The sequence below is a fragment of the Agrobacterium tumefaciens genome (assembly GCF_013318015.2).
In the GTDB taxonomy this organism is placed as follows: domain Bacteria; phylum Pseudomonadota; class Alphaproteobacteria; order Rhizobiales; family Rhizobiaceae; genus Agrobacterium; species Agrobacterium tumefaciens.
This window is the reverse complement of the sequence record NZ_CP115842.1, coordinates 1,338,476-1,359,196: the sequence shown is the minus strand read 5'-3', so window position 1 is coordinate 1,359,196 and position 20,721 is coordinate 1,338,476. Positions and strand designations below refer to the sequence as shown.

The window sequence follows — 20,721 nt, the reverse complement described above, 5'->3', positions numbered from 1 at the left end:
ACGATGCCGGCTCAAGTCAGCTGCATCCTAAACATTTGGAAGGTCATCATGAAAAAGATCGGATTTCTATCCTTCGGACACTGGACGCCCTCGCCCCAGTCGCAGACCCGCTCTGCTGCAGACACCCTGCTGCAATCGATAGACCTGGCCGTTGCTGCGGAAGAACTCGGCGCCGACGGCGCTTATTTCCGTGTCCACCACTTCGCCCGCCAGTTGGGATCACCTTTCCCGCTGCTTGCCGCCGTTGGCGCAAGAACGAAAAGTATCGAGATCGGCACCGGCGTCATCGATATGCGTTATGAGAACCCCTTTTACATGGTGGAGGATGCGAGTTCAGCCGATCTCATCGCCGGCGGACGCCTGCAACTCGGCATCAGTCGCGGTTCTCCCGAACAGGTGATCGACGGCTGGCGCTATTTCGGCTACCGCCCTGCCGAGGGCCAGACCGAGGAGGACATGGCGCGCCAGCACACCGAAGTCTTCCTCGAGCTTCTGAAGGGCGAAGGTTTCGCCGAGCCGAACCCTCGGCCGATGTTTCCCAACCCGCCCGGCCTGCTGCGGCTGGAGCCGCACTCCGAAGGGTTGCGCGAGCGCATCTGGTGGGGTTCCAGCTCCAATGCGACGGCGGTTTGGGCGGCAAAGCTTGGCATGAACCTTCAAAGCTCCACCCTGAAAACGGATGAGACCGGCGAACCCTTCCATGTGCAGCAGGCCGAACAGATCCGTGCTTACCGCGCCGCATGGAAAGAGGCTGGACACGCCCGCGAGCCTCGCGTGTCGGTCAGCCGCAGCATCTTCGCTCTCGTCAGCGATCGCGACCGATCCTATTTCGGTTACGGCAGCGAGGGTGACGACAAGATCGGTTACATCGACGACAAGACGCGCGCGATCTTCGGGCGCAGCTACGCCGCCGGACCGGAAGCATTGATCGAGCAGCTAAAAGCCGACGAAGCCATCGCCGAGGCCGACACACTGTTGCTGACCGTGCCGAACCAGCTGGGCGTCGACTACAACGCCCATGTTATCGAGACGATCCTCAAACAGGTGGCTCCTGCACTCGGCTGGCGCTAAGTCTGGCAAAACCTGCATCATGCCCACACCGTCACCCCGGATTAGATTCTGGGTGACGGTGCGATCCAGTCTTCGATAGCGCACGATTCCTTTGACGGCGCCGACGCCCCGTGGCCGGATGCAATCCGGGCTGAACGCCTCTGTTTCATTTCACCGCTTTGCCGTAGCGGGCGATGCTTTCGGCCAAAGGCGTGGTGCTGGCGCCGGGATGCTCCGGGCGCTTGTAAACACCATCGCGAACATTGATCGGCTCTTCGAAATGGTCCTTGATCCACGGAATATATTCGAGGATGGTCGATGCCGGATGCCAGTAACTCAGATGCACATGCACCTGGCTCATCTCACCGGCATGCGGAACGACAGGCAGGCGATTGGCGAGCGCGAGGTCAGCGACCTGGATATATTCGGTGATGCCGCCAAGTCGGGTTACATCCGGCTGGACATAGGCAACCGCGCCCGCATCGATGAATGACCGGAACGCATCCACCGTATAAAGCTGCTCTCCGAGAGCGATGGGAATGGATGTGTTGCGTGCCAGCCGCGCATGGCTGGTCACATCGTCGTACCAGAGCGGTTCTTCGAACCAATAGATATTCAGATCCTTTGCCGCCGCGCAGAAGCGCTGGCATGTCGGCAGATCCCACTTGCCGTTACCATCGATAGCGATGCGTATCGCGGAGCCGAGACGCTTGCGCACCGCCGCGAGGCGTCCGATATCAATATTCGGATCATCGTGCCCGACCTTGATTTTCAGGCGGGTAAAGCCTTCCTCTTCAACTGCCCTGGCGCTGCCCGCCAGCAGATTTTCGAGATTGAAGGAAAGCCAGCCTATATCGGTATTGTAAGCTTCGACCCCTGTGGTGCGCGCGCCGCCGAGGTATTGCCAGAGTGGCACGCCCGCCTTCTTCGCCTTCAGATCCCAGAGCGCCACATCGACCGCAGCCAGCGCCAGATGGGTGATGCCCGCGCGGCCGACCCATTGCAGGGACGGATAACGGGCAAGTTTTGTCCACAGCCGCGAATGTTCGGATGCATCCTCGCCGATCAGCAGAGGCGCATAGCAATCGCTGATGCAGGATGTGATCAACCGGTCGGACGGCAGATGCGCATGGGTACCGGTGAAGCCGTATCCCTCAAGGCCATCACTCGTCGTAATTTTTGCGCCGACGACGCCCCAATGGGTGATGCTGTGGGTGGAATCGGAAATGGATTCCGATGTCAGCGGCAGATGCAGGATGAAAGGTTCGACAGCGGTTATTTTCATGATCGGTCAATTCCTCGACGCTTGAGCAGCCTTTGGGGAGGAATAAACGGAAGTTCCGTTCTGATCGAAGCTCCACCGATCAACCAGCGGAATGTCGCCACTGCCCCGCGATCAATGACCGCAGGAGATGAAGCCTCAGGGGATTGCCCGGCCACCCTCCTCCAGCAGCCAGCTTCCGATGACGGATACAGCTAAAGCAAAATCGACCATTGTAAAATAAAAAATTTTTTATTTTTTATATTCTGTCATTGCCTGTCACTCGCGGTTAGGCGATGGTGTTGCCATGAACACACTGATCAAAGTCACGCTCGCCGACCAAGCGCATCAGGAACTGCGGGCGCGCATCGTCAGCGGCAGATTGCGCGGCGGCGAACGGCTGTTGCCCAACGAACTCGCCGCCGATCTCGGCATCAGCCCCACGCCGGTCAAGGAAGCATGCCTGAAACTCGAGGCAGACGGGCTGGTGGTCAATTCCTCAAGGCGCGGCATGGTAGTACGCGATTTTACCGTGGAGGATGTGGAAGAACTCTACGCCGCCAGAATGCTGCTGGAAAAAGGCGCTGTGGAAGTGGCCTTCGATGCCGGGCAGCTGGACGAAGCCTTGCATGCGCAGCTTCTGGAAAGCCTTGCGAAACACCGCGAATTTGCCAAGAGCGCGACGCTGGACGATCTCTCCAAAGCGCTGTTTCACGATCGCAGCTTCCACACGGCCCTTGTTTCGGCCGCGCGCATTCCGGTCATTTCCGGCACGCATGGGCGCATTCTCGACCAGACCCACACGGTTTTCGTATCGATCCTTGGCGACTACGCCCGCTCTGTCGAGGAACACCAGAATATTGCCGACGCCATAGCCGCCCGCAGCAAGGCCCAGATTATCGACGCCCTATGGCGCCATCTGGAGCGTAGCCGGCAGAATACGCTGCGGCAGGTGCGTCTGCTGAGAGAGGCCGGCGCCTGAGCGCACCCCCGCAATCTTTTGAAGTCCTGAAAAAACAACAGGCCGGAAATCCGGCCTGTTCCACTTATTCATCGGTCAATCGTCGATCTCAAGCCGTCGCAGCCTGCCGTGCCGCCTTGCGGCGCTCCACGCGGGCGCGGATGGCGTCTACATCCGTCACCGGAGTGGCGGCAAAAAGCTGGCGTGTATAGGCGTGCTTCGGATCGGCAAATAGTTCCTCGCGCGTGCCCTGCTCCACGGCTACACCCTTCGAGATAACCATGACGTCATCGGCGATATAGCGAACGACGGAAAGGTCGTGGCTGACGAAGACGTAGGTCAGCTCGAACTCTTCCTGGAGATCTCTCAGCAGGTTCAGCACCTGCGCCTGCACTGAAAGATCGAGTGCCGAGACAGGCTCGTCCAGCACCAGAAGTGCGGGGTTGAGCATCAGCGCCCGCGCAATCGCGATGCGCTGCCGTTGGCCGCCAGAAAACATGTGCGGATATCGGTTGAAGTGTTCGGGACCCAGCCCAACCTTCACGAGCATGGCTTCAGCCCGCTCACGACGCTCGGACGCCGGCATTTTGGTGTTGATGACAAGCGGCTCCATCAGCACGTCGCCAACCTTCTGGCGCGGATTGAGGCTACCATAGGGGTTCTGGAACACCATCTGCACCTTGGAGCGCATGTCCGTGCCGGGACGGCGCTTTGCGATATCGACCGGCTGGCCGTCGATCTTCAGCTCGCCACCGGATGCCGGGTCGATCAGCGCGATGATGCGCGCAAGCGTCGATTTGCCGGAACCGGACTCGCCGACGATGGCGAGCGTCTTGCCGCGCTCGACGGCAAAATCGATGCCTTTCAACGCCTGCACGGTCTTTGCTCCGCCGAACAGGCCGCCCGGAACGTGATAATGGCGGGTAATGCCCTTGCCTTCGACAACGATGCTCATTGAACGCCCTCCTTGCCGAAGAAGTCGGAAACCGTGGGCAGGCGGTCGCCGGTCGCATGTTCCGGCAGCGCGGAAAGCAATGCCTTGGTATAAGGATGTTGCGGGGCCTCAAACAGGCTCAGCACATCCGCTTCCTCCATCTTGCGGCCCTTATATTGCACGACCACGCGGTCCGCTGTTTCGGCCACGACACCCATGTCATGGGTGATGAGGATCAGCGCCATGCCGTATTCTTCCTGCAGATCCATCAACAGATCGAGGATCTGTTTCTGGATCGTCACGTCGAGCGCGGTGGTCGGCTCGTCGGCGATCAAGAGACGCGGTTTGGAAGCGATGGCGATGGCGATCATTACACGCTGGCATTGACCGCCGGACATCTGGTGCGGATAGGCATTGAGCTTGGTTTCCGGATCGGGAATACCGACGGACCGGAACAGCTCCAGTGCGCGTGCACGCGCCGCAGACCGGCCCATGCCGAGATTGAGGCGCAGCACCTCCTCGATCTGGAAACCGACCGTAAAGGACGGGTTGAGCGACGCAACCGGCTCCTGGAAGATCATGGTGATCTCGCGGCCGATCAGCTTGCGGCGCTCCTGCGGCGACATGGCCAGCAGGTTTATACCATCGAAGATCATCTCGTCGGCGGTGATCGTCGCCGTATCGGGCAAAAGCCCCATGACGGCGAGCATGGAGACCGACTTGCCGGAACCGGACTCGCCGACGATGGCCAGCACTTCATGCTTGTCCACGGAGACGTCGATGCCGTTGACGGCCGTGAACGCGCCGGTGGCGGTGGCAAACTTGACGGTGAGGTTCTTGATTTTCAGCAGGCTCATGGCTTAGCTCCGCTTCAGTTTGGGATCGAGCGCATCGCGCAGCCCGTCACCCATCAGGTTGATGGCGAGCACCGATACGAGGATCGTCAGGCCGGGAAGGGTAACGACCCACCAGGCGCGCAGGATGAACTCGCGGGCTTCGGCCAGCATCGTGCCCCATTCGGATGCGGGCGGCTGCGCGCCCATGCCGAGGAAGCCGAGAGCCGCCGCATCGAGAACGGCAGATGAGAAGGAGAGCGTTGCCTGCACGATCAAAGGTGCAAGGCAGTTCGGCAAAATCGTCTTGAACATCAGCCGGAAATTGCCGGCACCCGCCACACGGGCGGCGGTGACATATTCACGCCGAAGCTCGCTCATGACAGCTGCACGCGTCAGACGCGCGAAATGCGGCTGATAGACGATGGCAATCGCGATCATGGCGTTGGTCAACCCCGGACCAAGGATCGCAACCAGCACCAGTGCCAGAAGCAGCGATGGAAACGCCAGGATGACGTCCATCACGCGCATGATGACAGTGTCCACCCAGCCGCCGAAGAAGCCGGCGACGAGACCGATGACAATGCCGCCGACAAGGGCGATGGAAACAACGACGACGCCGATGAACAGCGAATATTGCGCGCCATAGATCAGTCGGGACAGCATGTCGCGGCCGACAGCGTCGGTGCCGAGCAGGAATGCGGTACGGCCTCCATCCTGCCAGACCGGCGGGACGAGCAACGCGTCTCTATATTGCTGGGTCGGGTCATGCGGGGCAATCACGGCTGCGAAAACCGCGATCAGAACCAGAAGAAGGAAGACGGCAAGGCCGACGACGGCGCCACGGTTCTGGCGGAAGTAGAACCAGAAATCGGCGATCATCCGGCGGCGGATGGCGGCGTCGGAAAGCCTGACGCCGGGAGCTGTGGTCACATCGCTCATTTGTGACGGATCCTTGGATTGATGAGGCCATAGGTGAGATCGACAAGCAGGTTGACGATCATCACCAGACCCGCGATCAGAAGCAGGCCGCTCTGCACGACCGGATAGTCGCGGCGCGAGATGGAATCGATCATCCACTTGCCGATGCCCGGCCAGGAGAAGATGGTTTCGGTCAGGATTGCACCCGCCATCAGCACACCGATCTGCAGGCCGATGGTGGTGATGACCGGGATCATGGCGTTGCGCAATGCGTGAACGCCGACGACACGGGACGGCGACATGCCCTTTGCACGCGCTGTCCGCACATAATCCTCACCGAGGACTTCGAGCATTGCCGACCGTGTCTGGCGGGCAATAACTGCAAGCGGGATGGTGGCAAGCACCACCGAAGGCAGGATGAGATGTGACAGAGCCGAAGCGAAAGCACCCTTCTGCCCCGAAATCAGGCTGTCGATCAGCATGAAACCGGTGACGGAAGGGAAGAAATACATCAACGAGATACGGCCCGACACCGGTGTCCATTGCAGGATGCCGGAGAACATGATGATGAGCAGCAGGCCCCACCAGAAGATAGGCATGGAGAAGCCAACCAGCGCCGTCGTCATGGAGATCTGGTCGAACCACGAGCCACGGCGGATGGCTGCGATGACGCCGACCGGCACACCGATCAGTGTGGCGAGGATGATGGCGACGAGGCCAAGCTCGACTGTCGCGGGGAAGAGCGCCAGGAACTCGGTCAGAACGGGTTTCTTGGTGACCAGCGAATTGCCGAGATCACCCTGAAGCAGCCGCCCCAGAAAATGGAGATATTGCTGCCAGATAGGCTGGCTGAAGCCGAGCTGTTCGGCAAGTTGTGCATGCCGCTCGGGCGAAATGCCGCGCTCACCCGCCATCAACAGCACGGGATCGCCCGGCAGGACACGAACGAAGGCAAAGGCAACGATGGTAATCCCGAGAAATGTCGGAACGAGATAGAGAAGTTTGCCGAAAATGAACCGGATCATGGTTTTTTCCTGAAAAGACGCGCGAAAGAACCTGAGTTCTTCCGCGCGTCCTGTTGTTTGGGATTACTCAGCGATATCGACGGATTCGAAGGTGAAGTCGCCAAGCGGGCTCATGGTGAAGCCGGAAACCTTGGCGGACATCGGAACGAACTGCGTGGAGTGCGCAAGCGTCGCCCACGGAGCCTGTTCCTTGAAGATCACCTGCGCCTGCTCATAAAGCTTGGTGCGCTCGGCAACGTCAGTGGTCTGCTTTGCCTTGGAAAGCAGTTCGGAGAACTCCTTGTTGCACCACTGAGCACGGTTTGCACCGCCTTCGCCGGTTGCAGCGCAGGAAAGCAGAACGCCCATGAAGTTATCAGGGTCACCATTGTCGCCGGTCCAGCCGAGGATGACGGCACCGTCGCGGTTCACTTCAGTCGACTTCTTGAGGTATTCACCCCATTCGAAGGAGACGATCTCGGCCTTGACGCCAACCTTCGCGAAATCCGACTGGATCAGCTCGGCGGTGCGGCGGGCATTCGGCATGTATGGACGCTGAACCGGCATCGCCCAGATCTTCATCGTCAGATCCTTGACGCCAGCGGCTTCGAGAGCCTTCTTGGCAGCTTCCGGATCGTAAGGATCGTCCTTGATGCTGTCGTTGTAGGACCACATCGTCGGCGGGATCGGATTCTTGGCAACCGTGCCTGCACCCTGGAATACGGCGTCGATGATCGCCTGCTTGTTCATCGCCATGTTCAGCGCCTTGCGGACTTCCGGCTTGTCGAAAGGTGCAACGGTGGTGTTGTAGGCGAAGTAGGCAACGTTCAGGCCCGGCTGTTCATCGAGCTTGAGGTTGGAATCGGCACGAATGGTGGCGAGGTCGGCCGGGGCCGGATAAGGCATAAGGTGGCATTCGCCAGCCTTCAGCTTCTGCAGACGAACGGCAGCGTCCGGCGTGATCGCGAAGATCAGATCGTCGATCTTGGGAGCTTCGCCCCAGTAGTCGGCGTTCTTCTGGTAGCGGATGACCGCGTCCTTCTGATAGGCGACGAACTTGAACGGACCGGTGCCGATCGGCAGGTTGTTGAAGTCTTCCTTGGTGCCGGCCTTATCAAGCGTATCAGCATATTCCTTCGAAACGATCGAAGCGAAAGGCATCGCGATATTGGCAAGGAACGGTGCTTCAGGACGGGTCAGCACGAACTTCACGGTGTAATCGTCAACCTTGACGATTTCCTTGATCAGCGACGGCATTTCCATGGAGTTGTAATATTCGTAGGTGATGCCTGCGATATACTGGTTCCACGGGTTCTTTGTGTCACCCTGGCGGTTGTAGCTGAAGATCACATCATCGGCGTTGAAATCGCGGCTTGGCGTGAACTTCTCGTTAGAGTGCCACTTTACGCCCTTGCGCAGGTGGAACGTGTATTCGAGGCCATCGCTCGAAACTTCCCACTTTTCGGCAAGGCCTGGCTCAACTTCGGTCGTGCCCTTCTTGAACTCGGTCAGACGGTTGTAGACCGGATGCGCGGAGGCATCGAAGGTGCCGCCGGCGGTGTAAGGCGAAGGATCGAAGCCTTCCGGAGATGCCTCGGAGCAATAAACGAAGGTCTTCGCCATGGCGGGCACGGCGGAAGCCATCGCAAGCGCAGAGGCTATAAGCAAACTGCGGGTCAGCGTTTTCATCTGGTGGTCCTTTCCCTCTTTTTCTGAGTTTATGCGACCCCGTTTTAAGGGGCCTACCTGTCCTGGTCAGCGACGACGCGGAGCCCCGTGTCGCCGTTCGGTCCTGTGCCTCCCGACCAATTACCCGGCGACCGGCTGGAACAGCCGGTCGAGGTTCTTTTCCGGCGGGCAGAACCAGCGTGGTCCCGCCTCCGTCATATAAGCTATATCCTCGAGACGGACGCCGCATTCCCCATAAACGCACAGCATCGGCTCGATGGAAAAGCACATTCCCGGCTGAAGAGCCGTGGCATTTCCTGCAACGATATAGGGTTCTTCGTGAATATCCAGCCCAAGCCCATGGCCGGTGCGATGCGGTAGACCCGGAACCTGATAATCCGGCCCAAAACCGGCCGCTTTCAGGCTGTCGCGCGCGGCCTTGTCCACGTCCGAGCAGGCAGCCCCGACCCGGGCCGCGTCGAAGGCAGCAGCCTGCGCGTCCCGCTCGGCGTTCCAGAGAAAACGCTGCCGTTCCGTCGGCTGGCCGAACACATAGGTGCGGGTGATATCCGAACGATAGCCATGAAGGATGCCGCCGAGATCGACCAGCACCATGTCACCGTCAACAAGCGTCTGCGCATATGGCACGCCATGCGGATAAGCCGTCGCCTCGCCGAACTGAACCGCCACGAAAAGCGGCTTCATGCCAAGCGCAACATGTGCGGCGTTAACGAAGTCGGCCACTTCCGTGGTGGATATGCCGGGACGCAGCCCCTCGAACACGGCCTTCTGCACGCCGTAGCTCGCATCCATCGCCGCCTGGATGATGGCAATCTCGGCTGCGGATTTGACCTGCCGCTGTGCGACAATCATCGGCTGGGCGGAAATGATGCGGCCTTCCAGACGCTGCATCAGGGCCGATGCGAAAACGAAAGGAGTGGCAGGATCGATCGCGACAAGGTGGCCGGGACAGCCGAGCGCTTCGATTCGCTTTGCCATCAGGTCAAAAGGACTTTCATCCTCTTCCCAGACGGCAACTTCGCCCTCGACACGGATCGTCCGTAGTTTCGGCTCCTCAAACGCAGGACTGACATAGACCGGCTTGCCTTCTGCCGGCACCAGGGCGCCGTGAATGCGCTCCGAAAGACCAAGCGACAGGCCAGTATAATAGGTCAGCGACGATGATGCATCGAGCCAGACCGCCTTGATATTTTGCTGGATTAGCTGCGCTTGCAGGCCGCGCAACCGCAACCCGAGCTCGTCTTCAGCGATCGATGAAACCGCGATCGGCTGAAACCGCTTCAGCGCCTCTTGAAAGTCTGCCATTCTCTCCCCGCCGCTTTCAGGCGCACAGACACAAGCGTGTCGGCAACTCCCAAGCGTTCTTTTGCCAATGCTTAAACACAGGCCGGGGGCTAAGCAATGGGCCAACACCATGCACCGCCACAAAACTGTGCATATTCATCTAGACATAACGAAATCGTGATCGACACGCGCCCGATTTCGACAATCATCGCCTTGACGGAAAATCAGAAATCCCCCGGAAACTTAAGGGGAAAAGCGGGGTATCGGTCATCCGGGCGCAGACGGCGCGCAGAAACCTCACCGCAAGATGCATTGGAAAAAGAAGCCCAGAAAAGGAAAAAGCCTGCCGCGGGAGGAGGTGCGGCAGGCTTCAAACTTGATCGGTGATTGGGAGGAGGAGTACCACCGATCCGCATCGAGCGACACTGGGAGGAGGAGTGCGTCGCTTCGATGATTTGAATATAGCGGTATCCGCGATTTTTAACAGAGCAAGTCTCGCAATGCAGCATTGCATTTTTGCATAGCTCGAAAATTCCTGCTTTGTTTTTTAGCACTCCCGCAGAAGACGTTGGAATCAACTTTCCCGATGCACTTGAAAACCGGCAAAGGACTGGTTGACCGGCATGAGTTCGAGGCTGTTGATGTTGATATGCTTGGGCTGCGAGGCGACCCAATGGATCGTATTGGCGATATCCTCGGCCGTGATCGGATTGACGCCCTTGTAAAGATTGTCCGAGGCATCCTGATTGCCGCCGGTGCGAACAAGCGTGAATTCCGTTTCGCACATGCCCGGTTCGATCGAGGTGACGCGCACGCCCTTGCCATGCAGGTCGGAGCGCAGACCGAGCGAGAATTGCCGCAGGAAGGCTTTCGTTCCGGCATAGACATTGCCGCCCGCATAGGGCCAGTGCGCAGCTACCGAGGAAAGGTTGATGACAATGCCCTTGCGGTCGATCAACGTGGGCAAAAGATGGTGGGTGATGTTCAAAAGACCGGTGATGTTGGTGTTCACCATGGTCTGCCAGTCTTTCAGCGGCACCTGCGGTGCAGGTGCAGTGCCGAGCGCAAGCCCCGCATTGTTGACGAGAATATCGATGTCCCGGAAACCTTCCGGCAAAGCCGCAAGTGCCTTTTTAGTGGCATCTTCTTCGGTAACATCGAAGGCAGCGCCGTGAAAAGCGGAGCCGAGTTCTTGCGCCAGCGCCTCCAGCCGTTCCGCCCGCCGACCTGTGCCGATGACCTTCCAGCCTTCCTTGGCGAAGCGCCGCGCCGTGGCCTGTCCGAAGCCGGACGTGGCGCCGGTGATGAGGATGGTACCGCTCATGATGATGTCTCCACTAAATTCGTTCTGTCGGGATCAGTCTGTGTCAGTAATTTTTCAGCGGCGGCCGCCAGGCAGCGCTTATACGCCTCGAGATCCGTATAAAGGGCCTCTGCCGTGGCGTTGCCAACGATGACGACGCCGCCCCGCCGCAAAATTCCGCCGTGCAGCATGAGATTGTCGACCATGTCGAAATTCTCGATCGACAAACCGTCCGGGCCGCGATAGCGCCCTGTTTCATCGATTGCGGCAACACCGTTATATTGCGCCATGATGCGGGTGAAGTGATTGGCCGCGACATTGGTGTAGGCGAAAACCGGCTTGCCCAGCGCGCACATGAACCCCAGTTCGTAGCTCGTTCCCGTATCGGCGGCGATGCCGCGAAACGGCGTGAGATTGGCGATAACCGCATCCGCTTCCAGCATCATCCGCTCGTCTATGGCATTGATGTTGCAGCCGTGGCCGATTTTCGTGTCCGCGGGCGGAATTTCCAAATCGCCCGGCGAAAGCGGCGTAAACCCGGCCTCGCGTGCAAGCGAGGCCTTGAGGTCGAGCATTTCACGGGCATTCGGGAGGAAGACCTCCGGCCCGGCGAGATAGATTTTCTTTGTCATAGGAAATTTCATACAATTTGGAGAAACAGGATTTCCGCAAACCTAACCCGGAGACTTTCGCAAACGCAAGTACCAAGCGGACATGCGCCAAGGCGCGTCGGAGCGACCTACAAAACGGTATCGTCAAACCTGTCTTTCCGTTATAGCCGGAGCAACGAACTGGACATTCCCGGAGCAAGACAATGGCAGCAACCATCCGTTATCACGAAGGCGATATTTCCGCCGCAGATGCCGCACGCTACCTTGGCGCCATCGCAATCGATACGGAAACACTGGGGCTGGTGCCACGCCGTGACCGTCTCTGTGTCGTTCAGCTTTCTCCTGGAGACGGTACGGCGGATGTCATCCGCATCGCCGCCGGCCAGAAGGAAGCTCCAAACCTCACCCATATGCTTGCAGACCCTGCCCGGCAGAAGATTTTTCACTATGGCCGTTTCGATATCGCCGTTCTGTTCCACACGTTCGGTGTGACGACGACGCCGGTTTTCTGCACCAAGATCGCCTCCCGCCTGACCCGCACCTATACCGACCGGCACGGGCTGAAGGACAATCTGAAGGAAATGCTTGAGGTCGACATCTCCAAGGCGCAGCAATCGTCCGACTGGGCAGCAGAAAAACTGTCACCCGCACAGCTCGAATATGCCGCATCCGATGTGCTGCATTTGCATGCGCTGCGCGACAAGCTGACCCACCGCCTCGTGCGTGATGGTCGCCTCGATCATGCCGATGCCTGTTTCGCGTTTCTGCCGACCCGTGCCAAGCTCGATCTTCTGGGCTGGGACGAAACGGATATCTTCGCCCATAGCTGAGCGGTTTCACGCTTCGTTTAAGGACTGATTTACCGAAACTGCCTATTCTCGGCCGCAACTTTGGGTGGCCGGGGACTTCCAGATGATTACACCGTTGCAGCAGACGGCAAGCATTGCAGTCAGCGACCTCATGCGGTCGATGGTGGAAACCATTGAGGAACGCCATCGCGAAGAGCAGGAAAAAGCGAACGGTACCAAAAAAGACGAGACGATAAAGACCCAGCCGCAGCCGGACCAAAGCCATCGCGTTGCCAATGAAAAGATAAGCGCCTATCTGTTCGGCGCCATGAAGCCTGATGGCGATGCCTTCGCCTCGCTTGTCTCCCGTTTCTCGTCTGCGCTTGGCATCACCCAGGAAAACGATGAATCGAACGCCGCTTTCGCGCAAAGGCTTCAGGACGCGCTGACCCTGACCGACGGCTTTGAAAAAACCGATGCGGCAGGAAAAGCCACGACGATTTCGCTGAAATCCTTCGGCGTTTCGGAAGCGCAGGTCGTGGAAGTCCTGAATAACGGCGTAACTACCAAGACCGCGCCCATGGCAGCACTTGCCGCACGCATTGCCCAAAATGCCGGCCTGAGCGGCAAGGAAGAAGATTTCGGCGTGCAGATGTCGAAAGCAATCATGGCAGTGCGCGCCACCGCACCCAAAAATGTCAATGATCTCGAAGAATCGACTGGCCTCAAGGAACTTGGTATTTCCGCGCAGCAGATGATCGCCGCAATCGCAAACCCATTTGGCGATGCGGCACGCGCCGTGAAGAATGCGCTGAACGATCAGGCGCAGGGCACCCAATTCATGACACGGGAAACCATGAAGGTCATCCAGCGCCTGGAAGACGTTGCCGATCCGAAAACCAAGGAAGAATTGCAGGCCGAACGCGGCAAAAACCGCATGGGCGAAATCAACGATGCCGAAGTTGCGGCCGAGCGGGAAGAGGATATCCAGACCCGAGACGCACAGGGCAAGCTGGAGGATGTGCAAAAACTTCAGGACGTCGTGAAGGAACACATAGACGCTGCCGCCGAAGAAAAAGCGCAAGGCACTGACGGGCAAGGCCCGGTCGATATTTCTTCGGAAATCGCCCTTATCTCCGTGCTCGCGGCAACGCCATCAAGCGAAACGGCCCCGGCTGAAAATGACAACGAACCCGCAGAGACAGACGCCGCAACCAAGACGGAAGCCGATCAGAAAGACGACGCCGAAAAACTGCTTGATGCTCAGGCAGTCGTCGATAACGCCCGCAGCGCCATTTTGCCGATCTCGATAGACGACAATGGAATTTATGCGCTGCTGAAGAAGAAGGCGGCATGATCTCGCCGCTACCGATAGTCACTTGAGCGAAACATGATGTGAGTTCAAACATGTCTCAAATTTCCGGCATATCCGGCAGCGCCGGCCTCGATGCCGAACCAAATGCGGCGCAAGCGCTGCTCTCGATCGCCGCTCCGCCGCTGGCGCCGAATGACGACAATTTCGTTGCCGCAAGCGAGGAAGACAACCTCATCGCCCCCGTTGAAAATCGCCCCGAGAGAGGTTTTCCCAAGGCAAGCTGGCTCGACGCGATGCCGCCGGAAGCCTTTGAGGCAGCAGACAGCGAACCAGACCATATTTCATCGGTCAATTCCGACGATAACGGGCTTTACCGCATGTTCATCAGCGTCTCTCCCTGATTGCCATATCGACACGATTTTTATGGTTAGCGAATTCTTAATATCTACGGCCCAGACTCAGGGTTGATGATTCTGTGTGCATCGCGAAGAGCTAGCATTCCTGCCAGCGACGCACACGGCGCTCCCGCATGAGCGGGCGAGATGACACCTGTACATCACCGGCGCGGCAATCTTTCAACATAGGCCAAATGCGGATCAGAGAGCCAGGGACTGGCCCTTTCGCAGCCAGCGGCGGTAATCGATAGGAACGGAGCGCAGCATGTTACCGCCTGTACCGAAAATTCCGGCAGCCGATGCCGCCTATGGAGCCGCAGCCTCGCAGACGCAGCGCGGGGAGCCGAAGGAGGCCGTGCAGCCGCAGGCAAGCAATCTTGCTCCCGACAATGGCAGCAGTCTTTTCGCCAAAGCCGCAGTCACCTCTCTCGCCAGCGAATATCAGCTTTCCCGCAGCACCGCCGTTCTGGCGGAGGCGCTTGGCAAGCTGATGAACCTCCCAAGGCGCGACGGCGAAGCCATTCAAACCTATGTGATGCGTCTGACGGATGCGCTGCGCGCCCTGCCCGCACCGCAGCGCCTGGCGCTGGAACAACAGGTCAGCAAAGTCCTGCAGGGGTTGAGCCTTTCGATGCTCGCAGAAATCCTGAAACAGCCAACCGGGCCGGATGCCGCAAGGCTTGCGCTGCTGATCGAACTTTCCCGCTACAAGGGAACGGATCTTGCGGCGAAGGCGGTGGTGTCCTCTTATCAGCAGAACAATTCGGCCAATCCGGTGACCGCGCAGCCAGTGCAAGCGAGACAGCAGAACGGCCCGAGCCAGAGTGCTGACGGCCGCCCAAACCCGGCAACGACCACCACAACAACAGCACAACCGGCAACCGCCGCCGCGCCCGGCCGGCTGTTGCCTATGCTCATCGGCCCGCTTGCCCAAAGCGCCGCCGCAATAAAAGCCATGGTTGCGGCGCAGGCAGCGCCGCAAGGCCCCCAGGCCAATCTTCCCGCCCCACCTGCCGACATGTCCGACTCTCCGCACGATTCGGCAAAACCGGAAGGGAAAGCCGCCGAAAGCACCGTACGCTCGCCTCAGCCGCAAACGGGCAGCACAACAAAGGAAGCTTCGACAGATGCCCGCCCGGCAAATCCGCCACGGGCTGAGAACGCCGAGATGCGCCCTGCACTTCAGCATCGGGACACCATGAAGCTGGAGCCGAGGGAAACCCGCACTACCTTGAACCCGCCATCCAGCCAGTCCACGGCTGGCGCCAAGGATATGGAAAACCTGCTCCTTGCTGCAGTGGCCGGCAAACTTCCCGTCAAGGCCACCACCGCTGCCCAGCTTTCCGCCACGCCACCGGGCGCCATACCGCAACCACTCGAAGAGCAGCCTGCCGAAAAAACTGCCCTCGCAACGCCCATCCACCCGACCGGGGAGGATGCGGAGACGATTACCAACCGGCCAGAAGCCCAGCCCATGCCGCGCGCCGCTCTCGACCCGGAAGCAAGAATGGCGATGCTGGAACAAACGGCTTCGCAATCGCTGATCGCTGCGGCTCTGGCAAAAGACGGCACGCCGTTACCGCTCGTCGCATACCCACCGGCGGAAGAGGACCACGAATCGGAAACGCCGCATCGCGGGCGTGGTCCATTTTCCGAGGATGAAGCGAATGGCGATGCGGAGGGCGAAAATCCCGACGGTCAGGACGAGATGGAAGAGCGGGTGGCCGCCAATGACGAGATTGGCGATGGGGAAAATCCGCGGACAGCGGCTTTCGACGACAGTGCGGAAAATTATTACCTCAAGATGAGTGGCATGCACTGAATTCCGCGCCGCCCATTGGCCTATGCCACGAATACTGCAGCCAACAAAAAACCCGCCGGAAAATTCCGGCGGGTTCTTTATATCAAACGATCTCTAGCGATTATTCGCTGCGGTTCTTCAGAGCCGCACCGAGGATGTCGCCGAGCGAAGCGCCAGAGTCGGACGAACCGAACTGTGCGACGGCTTCCTTCTCTTCAGCGATTTCCAGAGCCTTGATCGAAAGCATGACCTTGCGGTCCTTCTTCGAGAAGTTGACGACGCGAGCGTCGAAAACCTGGCCAACTGCGAAACGCTCCGGACGCTGATCGTCACGATCGCGTGCGAGGTCGTTGCGGCGGATGAAGGAGGTGATGTCCTCGTGGTTGACGAGCTTCACTTCCACGCCACCGTCGTTAACGGCGATGACTTCGCACGAAACGACTGCGTTCTTGCGCAGGTCGCCGGACGTTGCGGCTTCACCGACAGCATCCTTGCCGAGCTGCTTGATGCCGAGCGAGATGCGTTCCTTCTCGACGTCAACATCGAGAACGACGGCCTTGACCACGTCACCCTTGTTGAACTCTTCGATGACCTGTTCGCCCGGACGGTTCCAGTCGAGATCCGACAGGTGAACCATGCCGTCGACATCGCCTTCGAGGCCGATGAACAGGCCGAATTCGGTCTTGTTCTTGACTTCGCCTTCGACTTCAGTGCCGGCCGGATGGCTGAAGGCAAATGCCTGCCACGGGTTTTCCAGCGTCTGCTTGAGGCCGAGCGAGATACGGCGCTTGGACGGATCGACTTCGAGAACGACAACGTCAACTTCCTGGCTCGTGGACAGGATCTTGCCGGGATGTACGTTCTTCTTGGTCCAGGACATTTCGGAAATGTGGATCAGGCCTTCGATGCCCGGCTCCAGCTCGACGAATGCACCGTAGTCGGTGATGTTCGTGACCGTACCGGAGATCTTCTTGCCAACCGGGTACTTGGCGGAGATGCCATCCCACGGATCGGACTCGAGCTGCTTCATGCCGAGCGAGATACGGTGGGTTTCCTGGTTGATGCGGATGATCTGAACCTTGACCTGCTGGCCAATGTTGAGGATTTCCGAAGGATGGTTGACGCGGCGCCATGCCATGTCGGTAACGTGCAGCAGGCCGTCGATGCCGCCGAGGTCAACGAACGCACCGTAATCGGTGATGTTCTTGACGACGCCGTCAACAACCTGGCCTTCTTCGAGGTTCTGAACGATTTCAGAACGCTGCTCGGCGCGGGACTCTTCGAGAACCGTGCGGCGCGAGACAACGATGTTGCCGCGACGCTTGTCCATCTTGAGGATTTCGAAGGGCTGCGGGTTGTGCATCAGCGGGGTAACGTCGCGGATCGGACGAATGTCGACCTGCGAACGCGGAAGGAAGGCAACGGCGCCGTCCAGATCGACGGTGAAACCACCCTTGACCTGGTTGAAGATAACGCCTTCGACGCGCTCGCCAGCTTCGAACTTGGCTTCGAGCTTGACCCAGCTTTCTTCGCGGCGAGCCTTCTCGCGCGACAGAACGGCTTCGCCGAGTGCGTTTTCGATGCGCTCGACGTAAACTTCGACTTCGTCGCCGACCTTCAGCGTGCCGTCCTTGGACTTCGCGCCGAATTCCTTCAACGGTACGCGGCCTTCAACCTTGAGGCCAACGTCGACGATGGCAACGTCCTTCTCGATTGCCGTTACGATACCCTTGGCAACATAGCCTTCGGCAAGATCGTTAGAGGCAAAGGATTCTTCGAGAAGCGCTGCGAAATCTTCGCGCGTGGGGGTAGATACTGACATGAAATCTCCTGATTGCATCCGCGCGAGAGCGAATACAAAAGCGCCGGTGGGCTAGCGTTGTTGATACCCGAACCCATGCCCGCCTTTTTAAAAGGCTTCCCGGCGCAAGGACATGTCTTCAGGCAATTCCGGACTAAACGCGGACCGATTCAAGCGGTTCCGCGAAAAACCTGTTTCTTCAGGGCGGCGTCGATAATCATCCGCGCGGCCTGAAACGCCGCCTCTATACTCATTTCCGACGTATCTAGCAAGTGCGCGTCTTCAGCCGGTTTCAACGGGCTGTCGGCTCGGCCCATGTCGCGCTCGTCGCGTTTCTTCACCTCGGCGAAAATGGCGTCGTAATCGGCAACGCTGCCGTTGGCGACGATTTCATCATAACGCCTGCGCGCCCGCACGTCCGGCGAAGCGGTGACGTAGAGCTTCACCGGCGCCTCCGGGCACACCACCGTGCCGATGTCGCGGCCATCCAGAACCGTGCCCGGTTCCTTTGCCGCAAACCGCTGCTGCGCTGTCACGAGCGCGCGCCTCACCGGCGTCATCACCGCAATCCTGGACGCCGCCTCGCCGATATCGTGCCTTGAAAGCACCGCGCGGTCGAGGCCGGCAAGGTCGAGTTGCAGTGCCACCTTTTCAGCGACGTTCTCGTCATCGAGCGGCAGGCCGGCGTCAAGAAGTGCCTTGGCCGTGGCTCTGTAGGTCAGCCCGGTGTCGAGATGATGGAAACCATAGGTCTCCGCAATCTTGCGTGACAAGGTCCCTTTGCCCGCCGCAGCTGGCCCATCTATGGCAATCGTAAAGGTCATGAAGCTTTCTGCCTGTGCGTCCATCATTAATACAGTAGAGTGCGTCGGCCTCCAATCTTTATGAGCAGCCTGACATACAAGTCGCATCATGGGAGGGCGGCCTCCAAAGTTTGTCTTTGACACGAAAGACCGCAACGATTAAGGGGACCGGCTAGAAATTTTACCGTCTATGCCGGTTTTACGGCGTACACACCGAAACTCATTCGACAATTTGAGGCTTAGACAGTGGCAAAAGCGGACCTTGGTACCAAGCGCACAGACCCCGATACCGGCAAGAAGTTCTACGATCTGAACCGCGACCCGGTCGTTTCTCCCTATAGCGGCAAGTCCTGGCCGCTCTCCTTCTTTGAAGAAAGCACCGCTCAGGCAAAGCTCGAGCAGGCTGAAGAAGAAGAAGTCGCGGAAGTCGATGCCGAAAACACGGAAGTCGAACTCGTATCGCTGGAAGACGCCGACGGCGACAACAGCGGCGACGATATCCCGGACCTGGGCGACGATGACGACGACGTGGAAATCGGCGACGACGACGACACCTTCCTCGAAGCCGACGAAGACGACGATGACGACGACATGTCCGGCATCATCGGCGTACCGGGCGACGACGAAGAAGCTTGATCTTATTGGATAAACCAGCCCGGCGACAAAAAAATGAAGCCGGGCTGTTTTTTGTGCTTGCACTCTTCGATTAGCCGAAGTAGTAAGCCGCCACCGAACGGAACAACAGCCGCTTCGGTTCCCGGAACCGGACGAAATGCCGGAACCCTTATGGGGCTATAGCTCAGCTGGGAGAGCGCTTGCATGGCATGCAAGAGGTCAGCGGTTCGATCCCGCTTAGCTCCACCAAACCTTCTAAAATACAAATTTCCATCGTCCAGCACGGGCTTTCGTGCGGCATTGTCTGTTCTTCGCGTTGACTATTGCAAGAGCGCCCGCACATCCTGCCCGTTGATCCGGCATTCCACCGACGGAACGCCGCCGCCTTCTTCCAGCACCCGGCATTCCAGATATTTGCCGCGCAGGCGGTTCTCAAGCGCCTTGAAGGCGTTCAGGCCGCAGGCATAACGGCGGCCGTCAGGTCCGGCGCAAACCCGGTTGCGGTCGATGTCTTCCACACCGGCGAGGCGGAACTCCTGTCCTTTGAAGGTGAAGCGATTGTTGGACGCAACGCGCAGGCGCTGATCCGCGTATATTTTCAGGGGGTATGGATCGGGCGGGGTCGGAATACGCTCATAATTCTGATGGCGGGGATCGACCCGGACCGGAGAGGTCGTCCACAGCGTTTCCGTGTTTGCGGAGAGGCCAGTCGCTGGATATGCCGCCTCGCCATTCATGAGCGAGGCGATGCGGATGCCGGCTATACCAAGCCCCGTGACCAGCACGATCTGAAACAGCAAAATGAAAACCTGCCGAACCATGTCACCGCACATCAAAACAATCGACAAGAAATAGATCGGCGTTTTTTTCAAGACAGACCGAACGCGATAAATATTACATCAATAAAATCTTGCGCGAGGTGATGTCTCGCACCGTGCCCATCGCCATGATTGGAATGCGGTCACCATCAAGGATAACCCTGCCCGTTGTCCGCAGCCAGCGAAAATCGCCGGATTTGAGTTCGATGCGGTATTGCTGATCATAGAACACGCCGTTCGTCAGCGAGTTGTAAACCGCCTTGGCCACACGCGCGCGCGAGCCGCTTTCGATCTGATCTATGAAATCCTCCACGGGAATGCCGCGGGCGGCTTTCTCTTCGGAAAATTCGCGCAGGCGAGCCGCCACAGCATCCAGATAAACCAGATTCTGCCCCACGTTCCAGGTGTAATAACCCACAAGTGTTTCTTCGAGATATATATCCTCTAACATCGGCCTTCTACATTATGGATGCTTTTGACGCGGGTCTTAACATAAAGGACGATACGCGACTAACCACAAGCACTTATTCTTTT

Annotated in this window: 20 protein-coding genes and 1 tRNA gene; 8 read left to right on the top strand and 13 right to left on the bottom strand. The window is 58.7% G+C overall.

Annotation, left to right across the window (positions count from 1 at the left end; all coding sequences use genetic code 11):
* Positions 1-48: 48 nt before the first annotated feature.
* Positions 49-1,071: an LLM class flavin-dependent oxidoreductase gene (locus G6L97_RS19710; protein ID WP_127966388.1), complete on the top strand. Its 1,023-nt coding sequence runs from the start codon at positions 49-51 to the stop codon at positions 1,069-1,071.
* A 145-nt stretch (positions 1,072-1,216) separates the two neighbouring features.
* Here G6L97_RS19710 and G6L97_RS19705 read toward each other — a convergent pair whose 3' ends face one another.
* On the bottom strand, positions 1,217-2,335 hold the full coding sequence (locus tag G6L97_RS19705; protein ID WP_076844530.1) for a mandelate racemase/muconate lactonizing enzyme family protein: 1,119 nt from the start codon (positions 2,333-2,335) through the stop codon (positions 1,217-1,219).
* 283 nt (positions 2,336-2,618) lie between these two features.
* Between G6L97_RS19705 and G6L97_RS19700 the strand changes: the two genes are divergently transcribed.
* Entirely contained in the window at positions 2,619-3,293 is a 675-nt protein-coding gene (locus G6L97_RS19700; RefSeq protein WP_025595209.1) for a GntR family transcriptional regulator, read from the top strand.
* Positions 3,294-3,381: 88 nt separating this feature from the next.
* On the opposite strand, the gene G6L97_RS19695 is transcribed toward G6L97_RS19700, so the two are convergent.
* From G6L97_RS19695 to G6L97_RS19660, 8 genes are all read right to left on the bottom strand, one after another.
* Complete coding sequence (locus tag G6L97_RS19695) at positions 3,382-4,227, bottom strand: ATP-binding cassette domain-containing protein (RefSeq protein ID WP_004431943.1); 846 nt, start codon at positions 4,225-4,227, stop codon at positions 3,382-3,384.
* On the bottom strand, positions 4,224-5,063 hold the full coding sequence (locus G6L97_RS19690; RefSeq protein ID WP_004431942.1) for an ABC transporter ATP-binding protein: 840 nt from the start codon (positions 5,061-5,063) through the stop codon (positions 4,224-4,226). The genes G6L97_RS19695 and G6L97_RS19690 overlap by 4 nt, the downstream gene beginning before the upstream one ends.
* A 3-nt stretch (positions 5,064-5,066) precedes the next feature.
* Entirely contained in the window at positions 5,067-5,981 is a 915-nt protein-coding gene (locus G6L97_RS19685; protein ID WP_004431940.1) for an ABC transporter permease subunit, read from the bottom strand.
* The gene (locus G6L97_RS19680; RefSeq protein WP_004431937.1) at positions 5,978-6,985 is read right to left on the bottom strand and encodes an ABC transporter permease subunit; all 1,008 of its coding nucleotides are present in this window, start codon (positions 6,983-6,985) and stop codon (positions 5,978-5,980) included. The genes G6L97_RS19685 and G6L97_RS19680 overlap by 4 nt, the downstream gene beginning before the upstream one ends.
* A 63-nt stretch (positions 6,986-7,048) precedes the next feature.
* Positions 7,049-8,653: an ABC transporter substrate-binding protein gene (locus G6L97_RS19675; RefSeq protein ID WP_004431933.1), complete on the bottom strand. Its 1,605-nt coding sequence runs from the start codon at positions 8,651-8,653 to the stop codon at positions 7,049-7,051.
* Between the two features lie 120 nt (positions 8,654-8,773).
* On the bottom strand, positions 8,774-9,958 hold the full coding sequence (locus G6L97_RS19670) for a M24 family metallopeptidase (protein ID WP_174003620.1): 1,185 nt from the start codon (positions 9,956-9,958) through the stop codon (positions 8,774-8,776).
* A 553-nt stretch (positions 9,959-10,511) separates the two neighbouring features.
* Positions 10,512-11,261, bottom strand: coding sequence for an SDR family oxidoreductase (locus tag G6L97_RS19665; RefSeq protein WP_035199947.1), 750 nt, complete (start codon positions 11,259-11,261; stop codon positions 10,512-10,514).
* On the bottom strand, positions 11,258-11,872 hold the full coding sequence (locus G6L97_RS19660; RefSeq protein ID WP_035199943.1) for a nucleoside 2-deoxyribosyltransferase: 615 nt from the start codon (positions 11,870-11,872) through the stop codon (positions 11,258-11,260). Before G6L97_RS19660 ends, G6L97_RS19665 begins: the two co-directional genes overlap by 4 nt.
* Before the next feature lie 182 nt (positions 11,873-12,054).
* Here G6L97_RS19660 and G6L97_RS19655 point away from each other — a divergent pair, with 182 nt between their 5' ends.
* The 4 genes from G6L97_RS19655 to G6L97_RS19640 all read left to right on the top strand — a co-directional run bounded on the left by G6L97_RS19655 (position 12,055) and on the right by G6L97_RS19640 (position 16,171).
* Entirely contained in the window at positions 12,055-12,681 is a 627-nt protein-coding gene (locus G6L97_RS19655; protein WP_004431923.1) for a ribonuclease D, read from the top strand.
* Positions 12,682-12,763: 82 nt separating this feature from the next.
* Entirely contained in the window at positions 12,764-13,996 is a 1,233-nt protein-coding gene (locus tag G6L97_RS19650; protein WP_019566522.1) for a hypothetical protein, read from the top strand.
* Positions 13,997-14,046: 50 nt separating this feature from the next.
* Entirely contained in the window at positions 14,047-14,355 is a 309-nt protein-coding gene (locus G6L97_RS19645; protein WP_004431913.1) for a hypothetical protein, read from the top strand.
* A 259-nt stretch (positions 14,356-14,614) separates the two neighbouring features.
* Complete coding sequence (locus tag G6L97_RS19640; protein WP_076844539.1) at positions 14,615-16,171, top strand: hypothetical protein; 1,557 nt, start codon at positions 14,615-14,617, stop codon at positions 16,169-16,171.
* Between the two features lie 100 nt (positions 16,172-16,271).
* Here the strand turns inward: G6L97_RS19640 and rpsA are convergent, their stop codons facing one another.
* Together rpsA and cmk are read right to left on the bottom strand one after the other, a co-directional pair.
* Positions 16,272-17,972, bottom strand: a complete 1,701-nt coding sequence (gene rpsA, locus G6L97_RS19635; RefSeq protein ID WP_004431908.1) for a 30S ribosomal protein S1 — start codon at positions 17,970-17,972, stop codon at positions 16,272-16,274.
* 149 nt (positions 17,973-18,121) lie between these two features.
* Positions 18,122-18,802 (bottom strand): (d)CMP kinase, encoded by a 681-nt coding sequence (gene cmk / locus G6L97_RS19630; protein WP_038494660.1) that lies wholly within the window; start codon positions 18,800-18,802, stop codon positions 18,122-18,124.
* Positions 18,803-19,000: 198 nt separating this feature from the next.
* On the opposite strand from cmk, the gene G6L97_RS19625 reads away from it, so the two are divergent.
* Both G6L97_RS19625 and G6L97_RS19620 read left to right on the top strand, forming a co-directional pair.
* A complete protein-coding gene (locus tag G6L97_RS19625; protein WP_004431900.1) occupies positions 19,001-19,390 on the top strand; it encodes a TIGR02300 family protein in 390 nt (129 codons plus the stop codon).
* Between the two features lie 152 nt (positions 19,391-19,542).
* Positions 19,543-19,618: transfer RNA gene (locus G6L97_RS19620), tRNA-Ala, on the top strand.
* A gap of 71 nt (positions 19,619-19,689) precedes the next feature.
* Here the strand turns inward: G6L97_RS19620 and G6L97_RS19615 are convergent.
* Positions 19,690-20,190: a hypothetical protein gene (locus G6L97_RS19615; RefSeq protein WP_025595216.1), complete on the bottom strand. Its 501-nt coding sequence runs from the start codon at positions 20,188-20,190 to the stop codon at positions 19,690-19,692.
* Positions 20,191-20,263: 73 nt separating this feature from the next.
* A complete protein-coding gene (locus G6L97_RS19610; RefSeq protein ID WP_004431894.1) occupies positions 20,264-20,638 on the bottom strand; it encodes a PAS domain-containing protein in 375 nt (124 codons plus the stop codon).
* Between the last annotated feature and the right edge of the window lie 83 nt (positions 20,639-20,721).

Coding starts and splice junctions, on each gene's coding strand:
- G6L97_RS19710 (WP_127966388.1), top strand. CDS start 49: ATGAAAAAGATCGGATTTCTATCCTTCGGACACTGGACGCCCTCGCCC.
- G6L97_RS19705 (WP_076844530.1), bottom strand. CDS start 2,335: ATGAAAATAACCGCTGTCGAACCTTTCATCCTGCATCTGCCGCTGACA.
- G6L97_RS19700 (WP_025595209.1), top strand. CDS start 2,619: ATGAACACACTGATCAAAGTCACGCTCGCCGACCAAGCGCATCAGGAA.
- G6L97_RS19695 (WP_004431943.1), bottom strand. CDS start 4,227: ATGAGCATCGTTGTCGAAGGCAAGGGCATTACCCGCCATTATCACGTT.
- G6L97_RS19690 (WP_004431942.1), bottom strand. CDS start 5,063: ATGAGCCTGCTGAAAATCAAGAACCTCACCGTCAAGTTTGCCACCGCC.
- G6L97_RS19685 (WP_004431940.1), bottom strand. CDS start 5,981: ATGAGCGATGTGACCACAGCTCCCGGCGTCAGGCTTTCCGACGCCGCC.
- G6L97_RS19680 (WP_004431937.1), bottom strand. CDS start 6,985: ATGATCCGGTTCATTTTCGGCAAACTTCTCTATCTCGTTCCGACATTT.
- G6L97_RS19675 (WP_004431933.1), bottom strand. CDS start 8,653: ATGAAAACGCTGACCCGCAGTTTGCTTATAGCCTCTGCGCTTGCGATG.
- G6L97_RS19670 (WP_174003620.1), bottom strand. CDS start 9,958: ATGGCAGACTTTCAAGAGGCGCTGAAGCGGTTTCAGCCGATCGCGGTT.
- G6L97_RS19665 (WP_035199947.1), bottom strand. CDS start 11,261: ATGAGCGGTACCATCCTCATCACCGGCGCCACGTCCGGCTTCGGACAG.
- G6L97_RS19660 (WP_035199943.1), bottom strand. CDS start 11,872: ATGACAAAGAAAATCTATCTCGCCGGGCCGGAGGTCTTCCTCCCGAAT.
- G6L97_RS19655 (WP_004431923.1), top strand. CDS start 12,055: ATGGCAGCAACCATCCGTTATCACGAAGGCGATATTTCCGCCGCAGAT.
- G6L97_RS19650 (WP_019566522.1), top strand. CDS start 12,764: ATGATTACACCGTTGCAGCAGACGGCAAGCATTGCAGTCAGCGACCTC.
- G6L97_RS19645 (WP_004431913.1), top strand. CDS start 14,047: ATGTCTCAAATTTCCGGCATATCCGGCAGCGCCGGCCTCGATGCCGAA.
- G6L97_RS19640 (WP_076844539.1), top strand. CDS start 14,615: ATGTTACCGCCTGTACCGAAAATTCCGGCAGCCGATGCCGCCTATGGA.
- rpsA (WP_004431908.1), bottom strand. CDS start 17,972: ATGTCAGTATCTACCCCCACGCGCGAAGATTTCGCAGCGCTTCTCGAA.
- cmk (WP_038494660.1), bottom strand. CDS start 18,802: ATGATGGACGCACAGGCAGAAAGCTTCATGACCTTTACGATTGCCATA.
- G6L97_RS19615 (WP_025595216.1), bottom strand. CDS start 20,190: ATGGTTCGGCAGGTTTTCATTTTGCTGTTTCAGATCGTGCTGGTCACG.
- G6L97_RS19610 (WP_004431894.1), bottom strand. CDS start 20,638: ATGTTAGAGGATATATATCTCGAAGAAACACTTGTGGGTTATTACACC.